Genomic DNA, 23,031 nt, shown 5'->3' with positions numbered 1-23,031 from the left:
GTGTTATTAGGCAAAAAAAGTATCAATATGGATCAAATATTAGGGAGACTCCAGGTGCTAAAAGCAATAATATTGTATTGTAAAATTATTCATGGTATTTTAAAAGAGTAAAATAGAAACGCTTGAAATAAATATCAATAAGCAGAACTGTAAAGTATAGTTGTTCTTTAGCTAGTTCTTAATTTTGAAGACATTATTGTCAAAAACGATATAAACATAAACCAAAATGAAATTAACAATCAATCCCAAATATCCATCGGTAGACGATTTACGAAAGAGAGCAATGGTAAAAATGCCAAAATTTGCTTTTGAATATTTAGATGGAGGTTGTAATGAAGATATCAATTTAGATAAAAACAGAACTGATTTGCAAAAGATAGAATTGATGCCTCAGTATTTATCTAGTTTTGAAAAGTCAGAAATGAAAACTGAATTATTTGGACATACGTATGATGCTCCGTTCGGAATTGCTCCAGTTGGGCTTCAAGGATTGATGTGGCCAAATGCTCCAGAAATCCTAGCCAAATCAGCAAAAGAACATAATATCCCGTTTATTTTAAGTACTGTAACTACTTCTAGTATTGAACGTGTTGCAGAAATTACAGAAGGAAAATCATGGTTTCAGTTGTACCATCCTGCTGAGGAATCTGTAAAAAGAGATTTGTTAGATAGAGCTGCCGCAGTAGGTACAGATGTATTAGTTATTTTGGCAGATGTGCCTACCTTTGGGTATAGACCTAGAGATGTTCGTAATGGATTGGCAATGCCTCCAAGTATGAGTATTAAAAATATCATAGAAGTTATGAAAAAGCCTGATTGGGCTTTACAGACTTTAATTCATGGGCAACCTAGTTTTAAAACTTTAGAAAAATATATGCCTAAAGGTTTAAACTTAAAAAAGTTAGGTGAATTTATGGATGCAACATTTTCAGGAAGACTTAATGAAGAAAGAATTGCTTCTATCCGTGAGCAATGGAAAGGGAAATTGGTTATCAAAGGAGTGGTAAGTGAAGAAGATGCGCAAAAAGCAATAAATTTGGGAGTTGATGGAATCATTGTTTCCAACCATGGAGGGCGTCAGTTAGATGCAGGGCAATCTTCTATCGTTCCAATGACCAACTTAGCAGAGAAGTTTGGTGATCAAATAAAAATAATGGTTGACTCTGGTTTGAGAGGAGGTCCGGATATTGCTAGAGCAATGGCTAGTGGAGCAGATTTTACTTTTATGGGAAGAAGTTTTATGTATGGAGTAGGTGCTTTAGGTAAACAAGGAGGTGATCATACAATTTCTTTAATGAAAAGAGAATTGTTACAAGTAATGGAGCAAATTTGCTGTCAAGAAACAGGAGCTTTTCAACCTCATTTAATTAAATAGGACCTAAGGTATCAGAGGTCCTGTTTTGAATAGAATAAAAGAAAGTTAGATTTTAGCATGATTATCAATATCACGGGTTTTAAATTAAGAAAATAAATGATTACAAATAGAACGTTTACAATGCTAAAGCCAGATGCAATAGCCAAAGGTTATATGATGCCCATTTTAAATAAGATTGATACAGCCGGTTTTAAGGTGGTAGCTTTGAAGTTAACCCAATTGGACGAACAAAAGGCTTCTGATTTTTATGAGATTCATGAGGGTAAATCGTTTTTCAACGAATTGATTGCTTACATGACTAGCGGGCCAATAATAGCCGCTGTTTTAGAAAAAAATAATGCAGTAAATGATTTCAGAACATTAATTGGTGCAACTGATCCTCAAAAAGCTTTAGAAGGAACGATAAGAAGTCAATTTACTGAATCTATTTCTCAAAACGCAATTCATGGCTCTGATTCAAATGAAAACGCATTTATCGAAAGTGAGTTTCATTTTGATGTAACTGAAATATTTAATTAAGAAGAAACAGTAATGACTGCAGAAAATCAAATTATTGAATTTTTATTACATTCAGATAAATTTCAACAAAGATCTTCACTGATTCGTTTAGCAAAACAATACATGAATCATAATGTTGATAGAATAAGAGCTTACGAACTGGCCTTAGAAGATCTTGATATTAGTCTTTAATATTAATTATTAGGTAAAATTATATAAGTCTCTTCAATTTTTTGAAGGGGCTTTTTTTATGAATAAAATAAAAGTAAATATTTTGGAATACAATTCTCACTTTAAGATGAGATTTTAGGAAAAAACAAAAGCCTTTCAAATTATTTGAAAGGCTTTTGTTTTGAACGGATAATGGATTATTACAATCCAAATACGCTAGGTAACCATAAACTTAATGCTGGGATATATGTGATCAACATTAATGCTAAAATCATGGCTAAGAATAATGGTAATAATGGTTTTACTACCTTTTCAATAGTTGTATTTGCAATTCCCACCCCAACGAATAGAACTGAACCCACAGGAGGTGTACAAAGTCCGACACATAAATTTAGAACCATTATGATACCAAATTGTACCGGGTCCATTCCGAGTTTGGTAATGATAGGTAAAAATATTGGAGTAAAAATAAGAACAGCAGGAGTCATGTCCATAAATACACCAACGAATAGTAAAAGGAAATTTATGATTAATAGGATAACAATTTTGTTGTCGCTAATTCCTAGTAAAACTTCAGAAATATTCTGAGGAATATTTTCATATGACATTACCCAAGACATACTCATTGAGGCACCAATCAACAACATTACTATTGCTGTAGTTCCACAAGAATCTAATAATATTTGAGGTAAATCTTTTACGGTAATTTCCTTATACCAAAATCCTAGGATAAGAGTATACAGAACAGCAATTGCTGATGCCTCTGTTGCAGTAAAAATTCCAACAACAATTCCACCAATAACAACTACTAACAGCATTAAACTAGGGAAAGCTTCAATAAAAGTTTTTCCTACAGCTTTAAAAGTGCTTCTTTCTCCAAGTTTGTATCCTTTTTTCTTTGCCCAAAAAGAAGCGACAACCATCAATAACAACCCCGTTAATATTCCAGGTATGTACCCTGCAATAAAAAGGGCAGCAATAGAAACTCCTCCACTAGCAAGAGAATATACGATTAGTACATTACTTGGCGGGATGATCAAACCTATGGTTGACGAAGTAATATTTACAGCAGCTCCAAACTCTTTAGAGTATCCTTCTTTTTCCATTTCTGGTCCTAAAATACTTCCCATCGCAGAAGCAGATGCCATGGCAGAACCAGCTATAGAACCCATTAGCATGGCCGCAATTACATTGATCAAGGCTAATCCTCCAGGAAGAGAGCCTACTAAGGTTTTTGCAAAATTTATCAATCGATGTGCAATTCCTCCTTTGTTCATGAGTTGACCTGACAAAACAAAAAATGGTATGGCTAATAACGCAAAACTATCCAAACCTGTTCCTATTCGTTGAGACACCGTTGTGAGTGCTGGTAAAACAGGAATACTAGCAAACATAGTTAGTAGCGATGAAATAGCGATACTCCATGCTACGGGAACTCCGATTAATAAAAAACTTAGAAAACTTAAAACTAATATGACTACTGGTATATATTCCATTACGATAATTGTTTGTTGATGATATCTGAGACTTTGTAAAAAATGATTAAGACTCCACTGATTGGAATTACTAAATAAACCAATGCAAGTGGAATTTGTAAGGCAGCAGAATATTGTTCTAGACTGTAAGTGATATACACCAATCTAATTCCCCCAACAATCAAAGCCCCGAAACAGAACATTATAATTAAAATATTTACAAAAACTTTTAGTTTAGCTTGATTAGCAGCACTTAGTTTTTGTGGTATTAAGTCAATGGCTACGTGCATTCTTTTACCAGAAATATAAGCGGCTCCTAACACCCCAACCCAAATCATTAAATATCTTGCTAGTTCATCTGTAAAAGAACTAGGTGTCCCAATAACAAATCTTGTGAACACTTGCCATAATACATTAATCACCATAACTCCCATAATAACAGAAAGTGAGGTTCCTAAAACAGTATCTACTTTTTTTCTAATATCCATAATAGTATTATTTAACTGCTTGAATTCTATGAATCAAACTGTATACATCATTCTCATCTTTGTAATCTTCATACATCGAGGTTACTTTTTCTTGGAAAAGAGTTTTATCAGGTCTGATAATTTCTACTCCAGCCTTTTGAACTTCCTCCAAAGCTTCTTTTTCTGCGGCCGCCCATAACTCTCTTTGATATTCAACAGATGCAGTCGCCGAAGCTTGTACCCATTCTTGTTGTTGTGAGTTTAAGCTGTTCCATAAATGAGTTCCCATAATTAATACATCTGGAACTGTGGTATGTTCATCTAAAGAATAAAATTTACAAACTTCGTAATGACGAGATAAATAAAAACTAGGAGGATTGTTTTCTGCTCCATCTACCACACCTTGTTGCAAAGAAGTATATAATTCTCCCCAAGAAATTGGAGTAGGGGAACCACCTAAACTATTTACCATATTCATGGCAGTAACACTTTCCATAACACGAATTTTCAAACCTTTTAAATCTTCAGGTTTTGAAATAGGTCGGTCTTTTGTATAAAAACTTCTACTTCCAGAATCATAATAACCTAAACCTTTAAGCCAATATTTTTGTCCTCCATCCAATAATTCTTTTCCTATTTCTCCGTCTAAAACGTTAAAAGCATGTGCACGATCTCTAAATAGAAAAGGCAAACCAAATACTTTCATATTTGGAGCGAAATTCTCCATAATGGCAGCGGATACTTTTGTCATGCCTAAACTACCAATTTGTAATAGTTCAACCGTTTGACGCTCATTACCAAGTTGTTGGTTTGGATATATTTCGATGGCTAAAGTACCTCCAGATCTTTTTTCTAAATCACTAGCCATAAACTCCATGGCTTTATGCACAGGGTGACTCATGTCTAATCCGTGCGCTAACTTAATGGTCTTCGTCTTTTGAATCGATTCACAAGAGTAAAGAGAAAAGAGGAGTATAGCCATTAGGATAGCTATAGGTGTTTGCTTCATTGTTGGTTTTGTTTAGAACTCCTGAGTAGGAGCGTTTTAATTTTGTGTAAATATAGCAAAAAGCACCTGAATAATACAATCGATTGTATTGGTTTTTTTATTTCATTCAGTTACATCTATTTAAGATCAAGTTTTAATGTAGATTTAAAACCATGTTGCAAAACCATTTCTACAATTGTATTTCCATTTTCAATACTTACTTTCTTGATATCCGGATTAGTTTTGATAGACCAGCTACCTTTAAAGGTAACCGTTAAGTCAACTTTTCTACTATTATTTATATATCTATTTGATCTAACTTCTTCAAAATTCAAATCAGGTTGTACTACAGAAACTTCATAGGCGTTGTTTGCATGCTTTTTTGACATAAGGATAGCGGGAGCAGAAACATTGGCTAAAACTCCTTGTTGTATAGATTCCTTTTCATTGAAAATTACATAGGCTATGGTGTTGGTAGTTTCATCTTTGACAATATGAGCATTTCCGTTTGCTTGAAAAATTTTATATGATTTGTCTTTTTTTGCATTTTTTCCAAATTTCTTCATCATTTCTTTTTTCAAAAAAGGATAAATCACATATTGGTAGGATGCATCGCTAGGTGTTGTTCCATGATCGATCCATGCTGAGGCAAATTTTCCTTTGGTTTCTTTTTGTCCTTTTCCTTTTGGATCCATTTTACCAGTCTTTATGGAATATTTGTTATGAAAAGAGTGTTGTTCTTTTCTAGCCATAGCAACTTTGGAATCAGACAAAATATAATAACCATTTCCATAGGGGTCAATTATATAGTTTCCAAAGTCGCTTTCATAAGGAAGTTTTGTAATATTTCCCTTTTTTTGTGTGATGGTAACATTGTTCGATTTTGTTAGTGCGGTTTGAAATAAATTTGTTTGTGTAGGGTGATTCGGGTCTTCACTAGAAATATTTGATCCAATACAAATTATTTTTTTTCCGAAAGAAAAAATAGACTTTTTTGCTTTTAGTTTTCCAGGGAAACCAACATTGACTTCATTTCCATCTGCATTAGAACCTTTAGATTCATTTAAGATCATTCCAAATACACCATTTCCATCTTGTTCAAGAGCTCCTGCAAAAGTCTCACAAGATCGATACATTAATAAAGGAGTATTTGGTTCTAATTCTTCTAAAGGTAAATATATAATGGTGGCTCCTGGGTATCGATTCCAATCCCAACCATTTTGTTGAAAACCACTTTTTAATTCTCCTTTTTCATTTAATAATTGAATAGTTCCATTGGCAGGGTACCTTCCATACCGATTTGAACCAACATAAATTTCAGAGGCCCAAACATATTTACTATAACCTTTTATAATTGCAGCCCAATTATTTCTCCTATGAATGGCTGTAGCGGCATACGGTAGGGTTTTATAGCCGTCTAAATTTTCTTCTTGAATCTGATTAAGTTTATTAAAAGTTTCTCTGTTTAGGGCATCACTTTTACCCCAAAGTCTCAGGTAAGCACTGGCAATTTCCTTGTCAATCTTTTCTGTGCCTTCTGGATTACCTGAATAAGCCATTTGTAAGAAGGACGATTTTAAGGATTTTATATTACTTTTTTCTAAGGGATGTCTACCTGCATTACCAAAACCATAATCGAACTTTTGACTGTATTGACGCGTTGTTAAAAATGCATTTTTAAAGTTTGTATGTCCTTCTTCCGAAATTCTAAAACTTGTTCCAGATAGAGTTTGAATGATTCTCGGGACATTCCTAAAAGCACCCATTCCATAGGCAGGGTAATGACCGTTGTGATGCCAAGAGGTACCATCAATTTTAAATCCCCATTCTTGATTTTGTTGGCCTAAGGTAATGCCAATATAATTGGAATAAGCTTTTAAAATAGTGCTTTGTTTGGAGGTGTCATCGACCATAAATATTAGAAGTAAGTGATAATACGCTTGGGTATTCAGATAATCAAGATTTACATGAAATTTTGTTTCATCATCTAGTACCATTCCTAGATTAAACAACCAATGTAAACTACCACCAACTTCATTTAGCAGTCCAGCCTCTTGGAGTGTTTTTCTCATCATAAAAAATCCTTCAGCTAATTCTCTTACATTGTATCCAATATGATGCCTAGTACCTCCAGAGACTCCTTCCTGCCATCCTTGATCTAAATAGTATTTGGTTGCCATTAAGAAGATCCTTTCAAGTTCCTTTTTTTCATTTGGTGATGCTGAATAAAAGGCTTGTCCAATGTTTCGAACTAATTTTCCTAGTTTGTTGATCTCATTGTTTTTAAATTTTCCTTGCTGTTTGGGATTAAAGTAAACTTGTTCTTGTTTGAAATTCATAGGAGGACCAAGAATAGTATTCCCGTTATCAATTAAATCCAGTTTATGAAAAGAAGATTTTATTTTTTCTAAATCTATTTTTCTTTTTTTATAAGTACCTATAGCATTATCTAATTTTTTTTGAACACTCGTTAGGTCTTTAAGTTGAGTTTGTTTTATTGCTTCAGGTTGAATATTGTTAATAAAATCCATATTTGAAATTAAGGGCATCCAGTGATCTGAACCTGGCTCTTTATCAGATTTTATAAACGGAACAATTCTATCTGGATAGGAATGTCTGTCATCTTGGTATTGAGAAAATACAATGTCATCAAAATACAAAGAACCTTGTGGAGCTTTTGTGCTAATAGAAAATTCAATAATATTTATGGCTTCTCCCTTTTTAGGAGTTGCACCTTTCATTTCGTAATAGGGTACCCAAATGGTTCTCCAGCCAGTAAAATTCAATTCTATCTCAAAAAAGATATCATTGTTATTATGGTTTTTCGCGGCAATTTTTATTTTTCCATTTTGAGCAATTTCATTGTAAATGGACATTGAGAGGGTAGGACTTGCAGGAAAATGAGCTCCATATTTTAAAGGACTCTCTTCTAATCCTAAAGTCTTAAAATTTTTTGTAGAAAAAGATCCTGCTTGTTTCCATGACCATTCCAAAGAATTTTCGCCAAACTTGTGATGTTTTTTACTAAGAGACAAATTAGTTCCTTTAGTATGGGAATAAAATTTTAACGAGTTGTTATTTTCAAAAGATTCTACGACTGGTTTATTTTGAGAAAATACAACGAATGTCTGCAAGGCAAAAATAACGCTGATAAAAAGGTTATGCTTTTGAACGATAGGATAAATCATGTTTCTAATTTAATATTAATTGAGTACTTGATAAAATTAAGATAGTATTGTGTTAGAACTGAGGGGATTTTTGGTCTTCAACAAGGGGGAGAATAGTCAAAAAAAAAGCCCCCTATATGAATAGAGAGCTTTTTGAAATTTTAGAAGAATTTATTCTATAACAATTCTTGTACTTGAAGATATACCTTTTTTTGATGTTAGGTGTACTAAGTATAGGCCTGGTTTTATATGTTGAACATCAATAGCGGAAGTTGAACTAGATTGATAAATCACAGTACCTGTAAGATCAATTAATTGTAGCTGATCAATATGGACGTTTTGTTCAGTTTGAATAAATAATGTATTGGTCGCTGGATTAGGGTACGCTCTGAAGCGAATTTTTTCTTGTGATTTTGTATTGGCCACTTCACTGAAAGTTGTCCACATTAAATTGTCAAATGCAACAGAACCATTTGAAGTGTCAGCATTTTTAAAACCTAGAGTGAAATCCCCAGTAATGTTTATATCTTCAACCTTAAAAATATATTCCTCGTCATTTGTAGTGTTGCTAGTTGTTCCTACGCTTATCCCATTTACAAGCAACTCTAAATTAGCCAAGTTCGTGGAAAAAATATTTTTGCAGGAAACTGCAAATGATTTGATACCACCAGATATAGTTCCTGAAGTCAATCCTGTTTTATCCGCTACCATGTAGATTTCTTTTGTTGGACCGATTCTATTTGTCGTAGTTTTTCCTTCTATAGTCCAAGAAAAGCCATTATCTCCGCTATAAGTCTCTGTAGACCATATATTCGTTTCGTCTGTGTAGTTCTCTAGAGTCTCTTTATAACCGTTCCAGGCATATTTAACATCAGAAATATTCCAGTTACCGTTTCTGTTTTCTGTACCGCTAAACGGGTTTCCGTCGTCGTGGTAAGTGTATTTAAAGGCCAATACAAATTTATCCGCACCAGAAGTGTTAATGTGATCCGTAAGATCCAATTTAGAATATGCCCAATTACCATCGTTCGCAAAGGTTCCATTTATATCGATAACATTTGCAGTCGCGTCCGTCCAAGTAACAGTAGAAGGATCTGCGCCGTCTGTGTAATTAAAGGCAATCAAAACTTGGAAATCTTCATCATCTGCACCTTCGTGGTACTGGTTCTGAGAGGCAAAGGACACAGACATTTCAATAAATTTTGAAATATCAACACTTTGAGTAACCACCCAACTGATTCCCTCATAATTTTCTGTACTGCTATTCCCAGAAAGTTTAATGGATTTGGCAGTTCTAACATCTGTAAAATGGCCAAAATTATTGGTAGGTCTAGTGAAACCCAAATTACTAGTGCCAGGAGCATCAATGTCATCCGTAGGTAAATTAGCGGTTCTTTTTATTAAGGTAGTTGTTGCTACATTGTTTGGATTATGACTTACAAAACTTGTAAAACCAGAATTGGTGTCAAATTGGAAATCGTTGTATTCCACAATATTTTCAACCTGCCCAAAGCTCGAAAACGTTCCTGTTGAAAGAAGTAAAAGGAAGAATAATGTATATGTAATTTTTTTCATAAAATATTGGAATTGATTATGTTATAAAACTAAAGCATATTGCTGGTAATGATGAGGGAGTAATTGTTCATACCTAAGGGGTATTCTGTTCAATTAATACGTAATGCTTTGGTAGTTATGGTTTTGACATGTGTTTATCTTCCTACTAAAATAAAAAACTCCTTGATTAAAATCAAGGAGTTTTATTAGAGAGGTTGTATTTTTTAGTTTAATTGATAACAACTCTTTCAGAAAAGTTATCTCCATTGTCTGTTGTTATTTGAAGAATGTAAATTCCTTTTTTGAAATTAGAAACATCTATATGATCCTTGTAAGTATCTTCAAAAATAGATTTTCCAGTCATGTCAATAAGTCGAATCGTTCGAATAGTAACATCAGACATCTCTTGAATGTATAATTTTGTACTTGCAGGATTTGGATATACCTTTGTTTTATTATTTAGCGTTTGTGTTTTAGTGCTAGCAGTGGCTTCTATTGTTGTGAAATTGGCTTCTTGAAACTCTATGAAGCCGGTATTGTTCGCAGCTGTTAGTTCAGAAGCTAGTACCATTCGGTAATATCTGTATGAAACATTATTAGTGTTAACAGCTCTAGTTTGTTCTGCTGCATCACTGGCAGAATCTTGTGTTGGTGTAAATGCTCCTCCACCCACATCTGTCCAACTCGTTTCATCATTACTTGCTTCTATCTTCCAAGACGTTGGTTCTAGACCAGATTTTGCTGCGTTTCTAACAGTATATTTAAATTCTGATACTATAATTGGATTGTATGCTATAGATACTTTAAATACTGGGCCTTCATTTACTGGGATAGTTTGTCCAGAAATAAATCGTGTTGCATAATTATCGACTGAAAAAATACGATCAAAATATTTTGGATCAAAGTTAGTACTGTTGTTTCCTGAGCTAGCATATGGTTCGTCAAAAATCGAATTCTGTCCTGAAACATTAGAATTTAATGTGATTGTTCCTGGTATTACATCACTAGGATTTAATTGAAAATTAACGTCCGCAATGTAAAATGTTCCATGAGTATTTACATTAGAAACAAAAACAGAATTGTCACTTACATTTTTAAAAGCTACGGTAACGTTTGAACTACTTGTATAAGAAGAAAGATCTAGCTCTCCCAAAACAAAAGTTTCTCCTTTTAAACCGGAGGTAGCGATTTCACCGGTAATATTTGATGTTTCGTTTGTCCAAGTTGCTGTGCTCGGGGCATTTCCGTGTGTGTAATTTGTAGAAACCCATATAGTAAGACTTGAATTCCCACCTATAGCATATCTCTGTTGAGTTCTAAAAGAAACACTTGGAGAACTTGTATTTGTAAGGTCTTGAGATGTCATCAATGCCCAAGCCTCAATTTCATGGTTCGTATTAGCAGGACTTCCAGTAACATTTTTAAATGAAATACTTCGCTGCTCTCTTTCGGTTCCCTCAGGTATTCTATTTGTAGGCCTAGTTGTGTATACAGGATCTGTATCATCTGCATCGGGTATATCACCAACTCTTTTTCCAATGTCAGCAACAGTTTGGCCAACATTCGTTACAATTTGAATAGTGAATCCTCTACTTTCATTCTCATATCTAAAATCTTCGTAGTAAAAAGAAGTTTGTGAGGACCCCATAAAGGAAAAAAGTCCTAGGCAAAAAAATAGAATTGTGTTTAATGTAATTTTTCTCATAATAGAATACTTAATTGGTTATATGATGTAAAATTATTTCATTTACATCTTAATAATAGGGGAGTTATTCTTCCTTTTGAAGGGGTTAATTGTTCGAATTAAAAAAAGCCTCATGAAAATTGTTTTTTTTCTATGAGGCTTTCAGAAGCTTAATTGATTAAGACTTTTTTAGTCAAAATGGCGCCATTTGAAAGATGAACCGTAAGGTAGTAAAGACCTTTTTTGAAATTTATAACCGAAATTGTTTCGGAAGAGTTTTGAGTGTAGACTTTTTGACCAAGACTATTATGTAGTTCGACAAAAGTTATTTCTGAATTGGAATCTCCGACTAATAAATTGATGTATGAACTAGCTGGATTGGGATATATTGTAAGTGCAGTTTGAAAAGTATCATCATCGACACTTAAGTTTTCAGAACTTGTAAAGAAGTTTACATCAGAAATATAGAAAGTTCCATTTCTATTACTAGAAGAGTGAGGAGTGTTATTACTTTCATATTTAAAAGCCAGCGTGAAATTAGAACTGTCGATATTAGAAATATCCAAGATAGATTTTAAATATATTTGGTCATTCTTGTTATCGTTTTTTGCAATATTCCCCAACTGAGAGGTTACATCCGTCCAATTTGCTGTTATTACATTATCAGTATAATCAGTAGAAATGTGCACCGTTAAAGCAGATGACCCACCATTGGCATACCTAGACTCTGTCCAAAAAGAAACATATTTCTTTGTGTCTGATACTTCGATATATGGGTTGTTACTTGATAAATCTACAGAAGTTAAAGGAATCCATACTTCCAATTCATAATTTTGTCCTGAGGTAGCACCTACAATTGAAATAGCTTTTTGATCTCTAGAGGTATTGTCTGGAATTCTTACTGTAGATCTTACTTCATTGAATTCTCCATTTGAGTCTTGATTGTCTACTATATCTGATATAATTTTTCCCAATTTAGATTCTAATTGACCGTTTGTGTTTTTTACAACTTGAACATTGTAGCCTCTATTGCCACTATTATATCTAAAATCTTCATAAAAGAAAGAAGGATAAAAAGGGTTGTAAACACCGGAATACAATTCAATATCTACAGGTAATCCATCTTTTAAATCAACCTTTAGAGTAGTTTCATTGACACCTGCAGTAATTTGAACATTACCTCCTGATGAAGTATTTAGGGTCCAATCTCCATTAAGCACCAAGGTTGTTGTTATGGATTGGCTTGCACCATAGTCTGTCGCAAAGTTTAAATCTGGTTGAACTAATGATAGGTTTAAATTATTTCCTGCCGTTTCTGTAATTACAAGACAAGGGGTGTCATTACTTTTAATTGGAGTGGCATCTCCGTATTCTCCATTTTGGAATAAAACATATCCATGTTTTGACTTATATCTGATGATATGTGCTGTGGCATCCTTTTGAATTACTTCATATACAGACGAAGCATTGTTCGACATTTTTTCTGAAAATTCTTGCATATCCTCTGAGTTACTTCCGGGAATAATTACATATTCATAGCCTTTATCGGTTGGAGAGGTATTATGATTGATATACGCTGAGGCGAATTTGCCTGTAGTTGTTACAGGAGAGCCATCTTCATTTAACTGTCCATCTTCCATGGGAGAGGTTTGTTGTTTTCTCTCAATTACCACTTCAGAACCTTTTTTGATGTAATATCCTGTATTAAAAGCATCAAGTATCCAGTGGTTCTCATCGGCACTTAAAGGTAAAGGTGTATAAGGAAAAGTAGTTGTGTTAGTGTTATTAATTACGATGGGAGTGTTGGTGTTATTTAATTTGGTTTGGAAAAGGTTGGTTGCTGTGATGTTATTGATATCATTGTTATTGATATTTGAACCAAGACAAATAACTTTACCATCAAAACAAAACATTGATTTTTTAAATGTAAAAGTATTGTTGTAACTAGATACAACAGGGTTGTCGTCTTTGTCTTTTTGATTTTCTAGCACGTCCTTTTGTGTGAAATCCATACCAAAAATTCCAATGTTTCCTTCGAGTTTGTCATCTACATAATAGTTGGCTTTAGAACCAAATCGAAGGCTGGCAGCAAAGTTAGAATCTGTTTTTTCATCTTGTCTGTTTATGGCAGCCTTTAAATTATCGAAAGGCATATGAATACTTGTAGTTCCGGGAGGCATGTTCCAGTTCCAACCGTTAATATCGAACCCTGAGTTTATATGTCCACCGGGATACATAATTTCCACCGCTCCGTAACTTTGGTATCGGCCATATCGATTATCTTTGGTGTAAATTTCAGTTCCCCAAAAGTACTTGTTGAACCCTTTGATATCCGCGACCCAGTCATCTTGACGGTATACTCCAAGATTAGAGAAGTTTATTTGCCAAAAACCATTTGGTGGGATTTCTGTAGCGTAACTTTTTGTGTCATCATCAGAGCCTTGAACATAATTGTAAGCACCCACTAATTGTTCATCTACGGGCTCTATAAGTCCCAGGTTTTTGTAAGCACTTGCAATTGAAATTTCATTCAAAGGGGATCTTCCAGAAAGGGAATTACCGAAGTTGTCTTTTGACATTACAACCCTTGCTACTGATAAGACATTTTTGAAAGTTTCTCTTTTTTCAGAAGAAATTCCATAGCTACTACTTGAAATATAATTTACAGCTTGCGCCAAGCTTTTATATGAGCCAAAGGCGTATTGAGGGTAGTAAACATGATGATGAAAGCCTGTATAGTCCACTTTAAGTCCATTTCTTTCTTTGGCATAGGTTGTTAACCATGTTTGCGCATAATTCCTAAAACCTTTTAAGTATTGAACTTGGTCTGCTTTAGTCGATTTATATAAACACGCTCCTAAGATAGGAAGAGACCTTGTCAAGGCATCATCCATATTACTTTCATGAGCTGTTGGATGCCAAATAATATCTACTGCTGCATACCATTCTACCATTTTTTGAGCTTGGGTCCATAAGCCTGCATTTTCCAATTCAGTTTTCATTAAATGAACTGATTTAGCTACATTTCTAAATCTATATCCTATATGATGTATCGTTTCTACCAAACTACCATCAGCATATCCTTGGTCCAATAAATATCTAATAGAATTCAGAAAATAAGTAAGGCTTAAGTTATTACCATTGTGTTTATAGTCTCTAGCTAGAATATGAATAAAGTCGTCAACAACCGCTATAGTTTCACTATCTGAATAATCGGTTCCATATATTGGTAATCCAGAAATAATCCCATTATTATATTCAATTTTTTGCTTAAGGTAGGCTGCAACTGCAATATCTATAGCATCAGAACCTGGTTTGGTACTCAGAATAAATTTGTCATATTCTGTTTTCACTTTGGCAAGATCGATTTCTTCTTGATCTGTTATTGATTCATTATATCCAATGGTTTTAGGTAAAGATTGAAAGTAGATAATATCTCCCCAATGTTCGTTGTTATTTTCATTGATAAATTTTAACTGATTGTCAGGAGCTCTAGAAGTATTTCTATCCATGGTGTAGTCTATATAATCAAAATACACAGTTCCACTTCCTGAAGAAGGAGCTTTAATTTGAAGAGTTCTTATGTCATCATTTTTTTTTTGTCCGTCCATTTCATTTCTATAACTCGCTGAGGCTGCCCTCCAGCCAGTAAAATTTAAATAGAAGTCATAAAAAAATTGAGGATTATCTTCATTGTCTAAAAAAATTATTTCAAAAACATCATTTGGAATAGCCTGCTCTGAGTAGATCCACATTCTAAACATGTTTTTATAATAATCTAAAACTTCGTCTTTTACTAAGCCATTTTGATGAAGATTGGATACTGTTAGTATATCATTAGCCGTCCAGTTCCATTGCAAAGATTTTTCTCCTAATTTGGTGTGTTTATTTGAAATATTTAAAGTTCCAATAGCTGCTGACCAATTACTCGGTGTATCGGTGGTTTCAAAAGATTGATCTTGTGAATGGCTTTTAAAACAGAATAATATAATTCCGATATAAGAGAGTAGGTTTAATGTTTTTTTAATGTTGTTTTTTTTCATTAGTTTTTTAATTAGTTCGATTAAGGTTGAATCCATAAAATTAAAACATGATGGTTATAGTAGAGGGGGCTGGTTGTTTTTTAGAGAGGGGAATAATACTCGTAATACTTTACTTGTCTAGTCTTAGCGATAATTGGGTGCTGTATAACGGTATTACTTTTTTACAATTGTTTAAAGCTTCAACATAGATGAAATTATCTTTGCGGTCTTCGTATTTATGCTCAATACTAATTTTTTTATCTTCACTTTTTGATCTAATTGCAATTAGATTGCTTCGAAGATATTGTTTGTGGCAATCAATATGCATTTCGTTTTTAAATTGTTCTGGATTTCTCCATATCCAAGAATAAAAAACTTCGTTAAAACCTTCGTCTTTCCAACCTTCAATTTCTATATCCCAAAAGGTGTTAAATTCGCCAGAATGGGGTAGGTTTTGAGGAGCACCCCCACCAGCTATTTTTTTTATATTAGTTATGTTTTCAAACAAATTATACATCGGTGGACAAAAACCTGGATTTCCAATACCATGAAGGTCAATAGTAGAAGGGTGTTTGAATTTGATATTTCTAAATACATTTCCAAAGGAACACCCCTCCAAACTAGGTCCGTGAGTCATCTTGCTCTGGATATCAATGTTTTGTACAAGGTTGTCTGAAGAATGGTACATTTTTGGGGAGTAATGTCCCGATTTTCCTGTAATGAGAATATTGTCAATAGTAATATTCTTACTATTCACTAAATGTGTGGTTTGGGTATAATTATCAATATGTATATCTCTAATCCATCCATTGGCTACTCTATGCAAATTGATCGCCCCCCAGCCGTAATCCATTTCTCGATTTTCATGATGCTTGTATTTGCCATTCCATGATGATTTGAAATGAAAATGTTCTATCCCTATATTTTCTAACATTGGGATAATGGTAATTTGAGGGTTATATTCTTTGTTAATAGCTCTTCTAGTTGGTTGTTTTATTAAAAGAGTCCTGGGATCTATGATGCTATCTACCTCAACAAGCCATTGAAATGATTTGGCCTTTTGTATACCAGCATTGGTGTAACTTTTTTGAAATTCTTCGAAAACTAATGGCTGCATGAGATCATGCATTAAGTTGCCATTTTCAGTTGTGTTTTGAAGTGATATGATAACATAGGCACCTGCGGTAATGTTTTCAGTTGATTTTACTGGAATTAAAGTAGCATTACTTGGAATACTAGTTGTGATAGTGGTAGTTGCGGGAATTGAATCCACATGAAAAAAACTATGAGTATCATGTAAATTAAGTCCGCTATGAAAAACAAAAGGAGAGAGCCAAGGACTATCAGATTCGTCTTGATTGGTAGGAGTTGTACTTAGAATAATAGTTCCATTTTCAGAAGAACCAGATCCTCTTAGGGTAATGTTACTATGGTTGATATGTACAATATCTGTTTTTTTCTTTGATGAATTGACTAGAAAGGTTCCTCTTGGAAATTTTACGATACCACCATGGTTTTTTCCTGCTGCTTCTATGGTCTGATTGATAGCATTGGTATCATCAATAGTATCGTTGGGGATGGCTCCAAAGTCTAAAACGTTAAAAGTGTGGAGCTGATCGAGTGCAGGAATTTTTTTTTCTCCATACTCGTAACCTGCATAAGAATAATCGGGTAGATTGGAGGAGATCCCCTTTTTTTTGTATTCTTTTAAAATTCTGGGTTCAAAACCATCTTTTGTGGGTTTCGTACAACTAAGAAATATGCAAAAGATAGCAATGAACCAGATTTTCATTTTTATAGTTTTTTAGTAAGGAATGATGTCACTATATTTTTTGTTTTGATACCAAGGATCGTTGGTTTTCTTTAATAATTGACCCAGTGTTGAAAGCAGCTTAGCGGATACTTCAGGCTGTTCTTCAGGAAAAATTTGTTGCAGTTGGTAAGGATCTTTTTCATTGTCATAAAAGAAAACAGAGGCTATTGAAGTTGCTTTTTTATTATCCCACTGTTTTTTGTTTTCTTGAATACAAAAAGTATACCTGTTAGTTTGTACACCACGTGAATTTCCTAGCATAATAAGAGCAGCTTCAGGTTTTTTTAAACTAGTTTTTTGTGGTTCCAATAGTAAGGGAGCAAAGTTTGTTCCTTCAATATCTCTCGGAATGTTTTTTTCAATTCCAGCTAGCCCCATAACTGTGGGTAGCACATCAGGCACGCTCATTAGGATATCAGAAATTCCTGCGCTTATTCCTTTTGGCCAATGCACTATAAAGGGTATTGCAAGAGATTCTAATTCAACTACATTTTTCCCTGTTAATCCATGACTTCCTAACATTTCACCATGATCAGAGCTAAAGATTACGATCGTATTGTCTAATTCTCCGGTTTTCTTTAATTCTTCTAAAACTTTACCTATATATTTATCTGCACTTGTAACATTTGCATAATAGTGTCTAGCATAGTTAGCAACTTTAGTATCAGCATTTTTTCGAACCACTAAATCTTTGTCAATTTCAGGATATTTATCCGTATCGTAATGTTTGTGTAAGGATTCCATATCTGTATTTTCATCATCCCATGGATTGTGAGGTGGATTCATAGACCAAATCATACAAAAAGGCTTCTTAGGATCCCTGTGCTTTTTATTGTGCAAGTAACTGATGATTTTTTCAGCTTCATTTTTTGCAGAAAACATCTTTGGTAGATGAAGTTCACCATCTGATTTGCCTTCAATAGCATCTGGGTCGTTTGAGTAGATTCTTGGATTGAAATGCTCATCTTTTAGTGCTTGGTAAAAGTATTCTATCCCGTGTCTTTTATTACTAGGCACATAGGTGTCATATTTGTTTACGTGATGACCACCTGGAGCTTTAGTTGTGCCAACATAATTCCCGTTTATGTCAAATAGAGGTTCATTTTTTAACCAGTGGCACTTTCCAAAATAAGAAGTGTTGTAACCTGCTTCTAAAAACAAATCTGGAATGGTAGTAATGTCGTCTTTTAAACTGTGGTTTCTTCCTACTTTACAATTATTCCAAATTCCATTTTGCTCAGGATATCTACCCGACATAAGCATCCCTCTATAAGGACTGCATAAAGGGAAATTGCTAATTGCATTAGTGAAAACAATACCGTTTTTCGCTAGTCCATCAATGTTTGGGGTAATTACAGGATCTGATTTTCCTTTGACAAATTCTTTATAAGGTGCTTCTGACCAAAAGCCCGCAGAATATCTACGTAGTTGATCTGGGAAAATAATAAGCACGTTAGGTTTTTTTTCAGCGGTCTCATTTTTTTGTTTTTTCTGAGAACTGCATGATATTGATAGAACCGTAAGTGCAAAAAGTGAAAAGTATTTTAATTTCATTGGAGTTGAGTTAAAGTAAAAAGGATGAGCTGTCCCATCCTTTTATATAAACGGAAATTTTAATTTTATTCAATCATTAGATAAGATGCAACTTTGGTAGATTGTTCTTTAGATGGAGCCATTGCGCTAATCTTATTAAAATTTGAATTGACTAGAGCTAGTGTAATTTTGCGATCTTTTTTACCATTGAACAATTTACTTACTATTTTGGGGTCTAGTTCAATTGCTAATTTTTGGTTTTTGTTGTCTAAAGATTGCGGAACCTCCATACTACCTGCAAGTTCCCCTAGTTCTAAAGCATCTGCCCAAGTAATAGAGAGTTCTCTCCATTTGTCATTTTCAACAGCATAAATTTCTAGGTTGAATGTAGCTTCAGGTTGATTCTCGTCTTTATAAACTTTTAAGGGGATATGAAGCGTTACTTTTTTGACACTTTTTAATTTTTTTGGAGTCTCGAATTTTAAATAAGTAATTCGCGCATATTTAGAGTCAGCGTTTGAATTAAAAATTCTTAAGTTTTTAGGAGAGGTTTCTCCAAAAGCAGTATCAGCTGTATTTCCACCTTGAATAAAGGCATCTTCTTGTACCTTAATTTTTTGAGCTTGTGCTTGTAATCCAAAAGTAACAGCAACGAGTGTAATAAAAGTTATTATTTTTTTCATGATATATTGATTTAAAGGTTAATGGTTATCATTTTTTTCAATCCATTGTGGTAACGAACCGAGTCTTAATTTTAATTGCTCTTCAAATAGAGATTCTGGTTGAACAGGGACTCCTATACTTTCTGCTATTTGAACTTCTTTTGGGTTAAAAGAGGTTTCAGCACCATGGAATCCAACTATAATTGGAGGTACAATTCTCCAGTACCATGAGTCTGTAGCAACAAATCTAAAATCTTTGATAGCAGGACTTGTTTGTTTATAGTTCCATAATACAAGGTAGCGACCATGGTTGGGTAAGTTTTGACGAGCACCACCGGCACGTCCAGAGAAAAATCCACCTTCTATATTGTCAAATAAAGTACACCTTGGTTGAGAGGCATGTGATTCAAAACTAGTATGTGCAGGATAGGAACTTCTCCATATGACAGTTGCTGAGGTGCTGCCACCACCAACTCCAACAGCATGATGCATCCCGGCTAAATCTTTCACTTTAGCAATTAAAATACCTGTAGAACCACCACCTGCATCCACAGAACTATGACCTATGTTTCCTTCTATAGTGATATCAATTGCTGTAGAATATGCTGATTGTGAAAAGCCCAAAGGGTTGGTGACGTTTTTAAAAGTGCAATTGCGTACCCATGAATTTACGGCTCTTGAAATTTTTAAGATTCCCCAACCACTATCATCTTCAGCAGATCTATGGTGTACAAATTTTTTATTCCAATTCCCCTCAAATCTTAGGTTTTCAAATCCTAATTCTTCAGAATGTGCGAAGCTGTATATTTTCCATCCATGATTTTTTTGAACATTATAATGAATCGGTTCGCAAAAAGTAATTGTTTTTCCTTTGATAGATGCTATTTGGTGTCTTTCGTTAACTTGTACTCCCTTGTTTATGATAGTTTTCCATGCATCTTCAACTTCTAATGGCGCATTGTCATCATAAACTAATTTTTTATCATTGTTCAAAAGTTTTAGGATGATCCAATCACCTTTTTTTAATTTAGACGGATCTTTCACTTTTAATTGAAATGTTTCTCGCTTAGCATTTGAGATTACCTCTGATAAAAACCTATCGGATCCTCCAGCGCTGGTTTGGATGGCACTTGGGCAACTATACATTTTTTTTGGATCTTTGGGAGGTAAGTCATTCATAAAGTGAAGTACAGAGCCATTTTCATCATCACCTTCACCTCTAAAAACAATATTAGAAGATTTTATGATGATTTGACTTTGGTCATCAGATTCTGTATTGATATGATAAGTACCTTTTGGAAAAAAGATAATTCCATTTCCGTTTTTTATAGCAGCTGCAATGGCTTTTTTTATAGCGTTTTTATCTGATTTATGATCGGAAGGAATGGCACCATAATTTGTAACATCAAATGTTTTATAGGCTGCATTAGGGATGCTATTTTCACTATAGTGGTAACCTGCGAAAGAAAAATCAGGTAGGATAGCCTCTTTTCCTGTTTTTTTAGCCTTTACAAAGTTCTCCCATGTTGGAGAAGTTTGCGAAAAATGCGCTGTAGTGCTCAACAAAGCAATGAAAAGTAGTGGAACATGTTTTATTTTCATAAGGCTTATTTTAAATATGTTTTATACCTGCTCAGCGCCTCTAAATAATAGTAATCAGCGTAATTTAAAGGAACATCAATTTCATTATTGTGAGGAATGCTTCCTACAGAATGTTTTAAAAGAAAATTTTTGTTTTCACCTAGTTTAGCCGTGTATTCAGGACTTGCAAGTGAGTTCATGATTTTATTAATAGCAGGAAGATACGATTCTTTCGAATAACTATCTAACTCGATAAGCGCAGAAACAGTCACTGCTGCCGCTGAAACATCTCTTGGTTCATTTGGTATGTTTGGTGCATTGTAATCCCAATATGGAATACCATCTACTGGGGTTCCAGGATAGTTGATGATGAATTTGGCTATTTTCTCAGCTTGCTCCAGATAGATTGGGTTTTGAGTATACCTATAGCAAACAGTATAACCGTAAATACCCCAAGCCTGTCCTCGCGCCCATGAGCTTTCATGTGCGTATCCTTGTGCAGTATGCTTGTTTCTTACAGCTCCCGTTTCTGGATCATAATCGATTACATGATAGGAACTATTGTCATTTCTAAAGTGATTTTTTAAGGTTGTATCTGCATGAGCTACAGCAACTTCTTGGTATTTAGTGTCTCCTGTGATTTTTGTGAGCTCAAAAAGAAGTTCTAAATTCATCATGTTGTCAATAATTACAGGGTATTTCCATCCTCTAGTAGATTGCCAACCTTTTTCTACATCCCAACTCTTGATACATCCAACTGTTGGGTCAAATCGAGTAATTAAAGAGTTACCAGCTGTAATTAGAACTTTTTTAAAGTCTTCATTTCCGGTAAGTCGGTATCCATTTCCATAGGAACAATTAAATACAAAACCAAGATCATGATTGGTGGTGTAATTTTTATGATTTTCAAAAATTGCTTGGAATTTTTCAGCCGCAATTTTCCATTTTTCATTCTTAGTCAATTCGTACAAGTACCAATTAGAACCAGGATAGAATCCTTCAGTCCAATCAAATCTTTTGTGAATCCAATGCATATCACCCTGAGCATCCAAGGTTCTAGGGATATTGTTTTTTTCTTCTGCAACCTTTAGTAATAAAGATAGTTGTTTGTCCGCAAATTCTATCTGTGATGCAATTTCTGGGGCTTCCGTTTTCTTTGAAGTTGCCATACAAGAACTTAAAAGGATTGGTATGACTAGCAATAAAGATAATTTTAGATATTTCATATGTGTATGATTGAATAGTATTTTATTTTGTTATCTGATTGCAAGTTCCAAATTACTTCTGTTTTTGGAGGGGGAATTAGTGTTCAAGGTTAGGGGGGAAATCGTGTAGATTCTAACAATTATAGGGGGGGTAGATGGGGTTTTGTTACAATTGGGTTATTTTGAAGGATTTGATTACCATGTGATTGTTTACAGTTCTGAATCCGAAATATCCCGAGGTGTAAGGGGCTTGGTCAGAAAACTGAAATATTATTTCTCCATCTTTTTTATAAACAGTTCCGTTGCTGTCAACCCTTATAGAAATGTGGATGTTTTTATTTGGAATAATTTGATAAGTTTCGCCACTCAAATCATGTTCAGGTAAGAGAGGACGATTTAGTTCCCCATTATATCTTCGAAAGCGTGTCTTAGTATTGTTATGTCCACCAAAACCAACATAATAAAGCATGAGATTATGGTAATTTGTGAATTTTCCTTTTCTATGAAGTGTGTTTCTGAAAAAATGTTCGGGGTACATTGGGTCATTAGCCATCCAAAAACAATTCAAATCAGAAACGCGATCAAAAGGTCCTCCTTTATCAACGATCTCTACCTCATAATCAATTTGAATTGGTGCTTTAAGTTTTTTAGAATACCATACAGTACAACCTTTGGCATCGTTTATTTCTAATTTTTTCTTATCAAAAGAGACGGATCCACCTGGTTGTTGTTCCACTACCCAATTTTCATTGGTAAGAGATACGGATTTAGAGGTATGTATTTTATTGCATGCAATTAGTAAGAATGCAAATGTGAAAATTAAACCTTTCATGATC

Annotated in this window: 16 protein-coding genes; 3 read left to right on the top strand and 13 right to left on the bottom strand. The window is 34.1% G+C overall.

Features of this window, described 5'->3' with window-relative positions; genetic code table 11:
• The first annotated feature begins 226 nt into the window (after positions 1-226).
• The 3 genes from AC2DGP_RS06570 (at position 227) to AC2DGP_RS06560 (ending at position 2,065) form a co-directional block, all read left to right on the top strand.
• A complete protein-coding gene (locus AC2DGP_RS06570) occupies positions 227-1,375 on the top strand; it encodes an alpha-hydroxy acid oxidase (protein WP_484492216.1) in 1,149 nt (382 codons plus the stop codon).
• Between the two features lie 96 nt (positions 1,376-1,471).
• The gene (gene ndk / locus AC2DGP_RS06565; RefSeq protein WP_484492215.1) at positions 1,472-1,894 is read left to right on the top strand and encodes a nucleoside-diphosphate kinase; all 423 of its coding nucleotides are present in this window, start codon (positions 1,472-1,474) and stop codon (positions 1,892-1,894) included.
• Positions 1,895-1,906: 12 nt separating this feature from the next.
• Entirely contained in the window at positions 1,907-2,065 is a 159-nt protein-coding gene (locus AC2DGP_RS06560) for a hypothetical protein (RefSeq protein WP_484492214.1), read from the top strand.
• A gap of 179 nt (positions 2,066-2,244) precedes the next feature.
• Here the strand turns inward: AC2DGP_RS06560 and AC2DGP_RS06555 are convergent, their stop codons facing one another.
• The 13 genes from AC2DGP_RS06555 to AC2DGP_RS06495 form a co-directional block, all read right to left on the bottom strand.
• The gene (locus tag AC2DGP_RS06555) at positions 2,245-3,540 is read right to left on the bottom strand and encodes a TRAP transporter large permease (protein ID WP_484492213.1); all 1,296 of its coding nucleotides are present in this window, start codon (positions 3,538-3,540) and stop codon (positions 2,245-2,247) included.
• Entirely contained in the window at positions 3,540-4,007 is a 468-nt protein-coding gene (locus AC2DGP_RS06550; protein WP_484492212.1) for a TRAP transporter small permease, read from the bottom strand. The genes AC2DGP_RS06555 and AC2DGP_RS06550 overlap by 1 nt, the downstream gene beginning before the upstream one ends.
• Before the next feature lie 7 nt (positions 4,008-4,014).
• A complete protein-coding gene (locus tag AC2DGP_RS06545; RefSeq protein ID WP_484492211.1) occupies positions 4,015-4,995 on the bottom strand; it encodes a TRAP transporter substrate-binding protein in 981 nt (326 codons plus the stop codon).
• A gap of 116 nt (positions 4,996-5,111) precedes the next feature.
• Positions 5,112-8,162, bottom strand: coding sequence for a chondroitinase family polysaccharide lyase (locus tag AC2DGP_RS06540; RefSeq protein WP_484492210.1), 3,051 nt, complete (start codon positions 8,160-8,162; stop codon positions 5,112-5,114).
• Positions 8,163-8,312: 150 nt separating this feature from the next.
• Positions 8,313-9,716: a T9SS type A sorting domain-containing protein gene (locus AC2DGP_RS06535; RefSeq protein WP_484492209.1), complete on the bottom strand. Its 1,404-nt coding sequence runs from the start codon at positions 9,714-9,716 to the stop codon at positions 8,313-8,315.
• 208 nt (positions 9,717-9,924) lie between these two features.
• Positions 9,925-11,400: a T9SS type A sorting domain-containing protein gene (locus tag AC2DGP_RS06530; RefSeq protein ID WP_484492208.1), complete on the bottom strand. Its 1,476-nt coding sequence runs from the start codon at positions 11,398-11,400 to the stop codon at positions 9,925-9,927.
• 149 nt (positions 11,401-11,549) lie between these two features.
• Complete coding sequence (locus AC2DGP_RS06525) at positions 11,550-15,422, bottom strand: chondroitinase family polysaccharide lyase (protein ID WP_484492207.1); 3,873 nt, start codon at positions 15,420-15,422, stop codon at positions 11,550-11,552.
• Positions 15,423-15,531: 109 nt separating this feature from the next.
• Positions 15,532-17,193 (bottom strand): glycosyl hydrolase family 28-related protein, encoded by a 1,662-nt coding sequence (locus AC2DGP_RS06520; protein WP_484492206.1) that lies wholly within the window; start codon positions 17,191-17,193, stop codon positions 15,532-15,534.
• A gap of 12 nt (positions 17,194-17,205) precedes the next feature.
• Positions 17,206-18,768 (bottom strand): sulfatase family protein, encoded by a 1,563-nt coding sequence (locus AC2DGP_RS06515; RefSeq protein WP_484492205.1) that lies wholly within the window; start codon positions 18,766-18,768, stop codon positions 17,206-17,208.
• Positions 18,769-18,833: 65 nt separating this feature from the next.
• Complete coding sequence (locus AC2DGP_RS06510) at positions 18,834-19,430, bottom strand: CBM96 family carbohydrate-binding protein (protein ID WP_484492204.1); 597 nt, start codon at positions 19,428-19,430, stop codon at positions 18,834-18,836.
• Positions 19,431-19,448: 18 nt separating this feature from the next.
• Positions 19,449-21,011 carry a DUF4955 domain-containing protein gene (locus tag AC2DGP_RS06505; RefSeq protein ID WP_484492203.1) on the bottom strand — a complete coding sequence of 521 codons (1,563 nt, stop codon included), beginning with the start codon at positions 21,009-21,011 and terminating at the stop codon, positions 19,449-19,451.
• A gap of 5 nt (positions 21,012-21,016) precedes the next feature.
• Entirely contained in the window at positions 21,017-22,216 is a 1,200-nt protein-coding gene (locus tag AC2DGP_RS06500) for a glycoside hydrolase family 88 protein (RefSeq protein WP_484492202.1), read from the bottom strand.
• Between the two features lie 145 nt (positions 22,217-22,361).
• Entirely contained in the window at positions 22,362-23,027 is a 666-nt protein-coding gene (locus AC2DGP_RS06495; RefSeq protein ID WP_484492201.1) for a DUF6250 domain-containing protein, read from the bottom strand.
• Between the last annotated feature and the right edge of the window lie 4 nt (positions 23,028-23,031).

It is taken from the genome of Flavicella sp. IMCC45537, from assembly GCF_057197705.1.
Note: the sequence above shows the minus strand (reverse complement) of the source record. Positions and strands in the feature narration are given on the sequence as shown.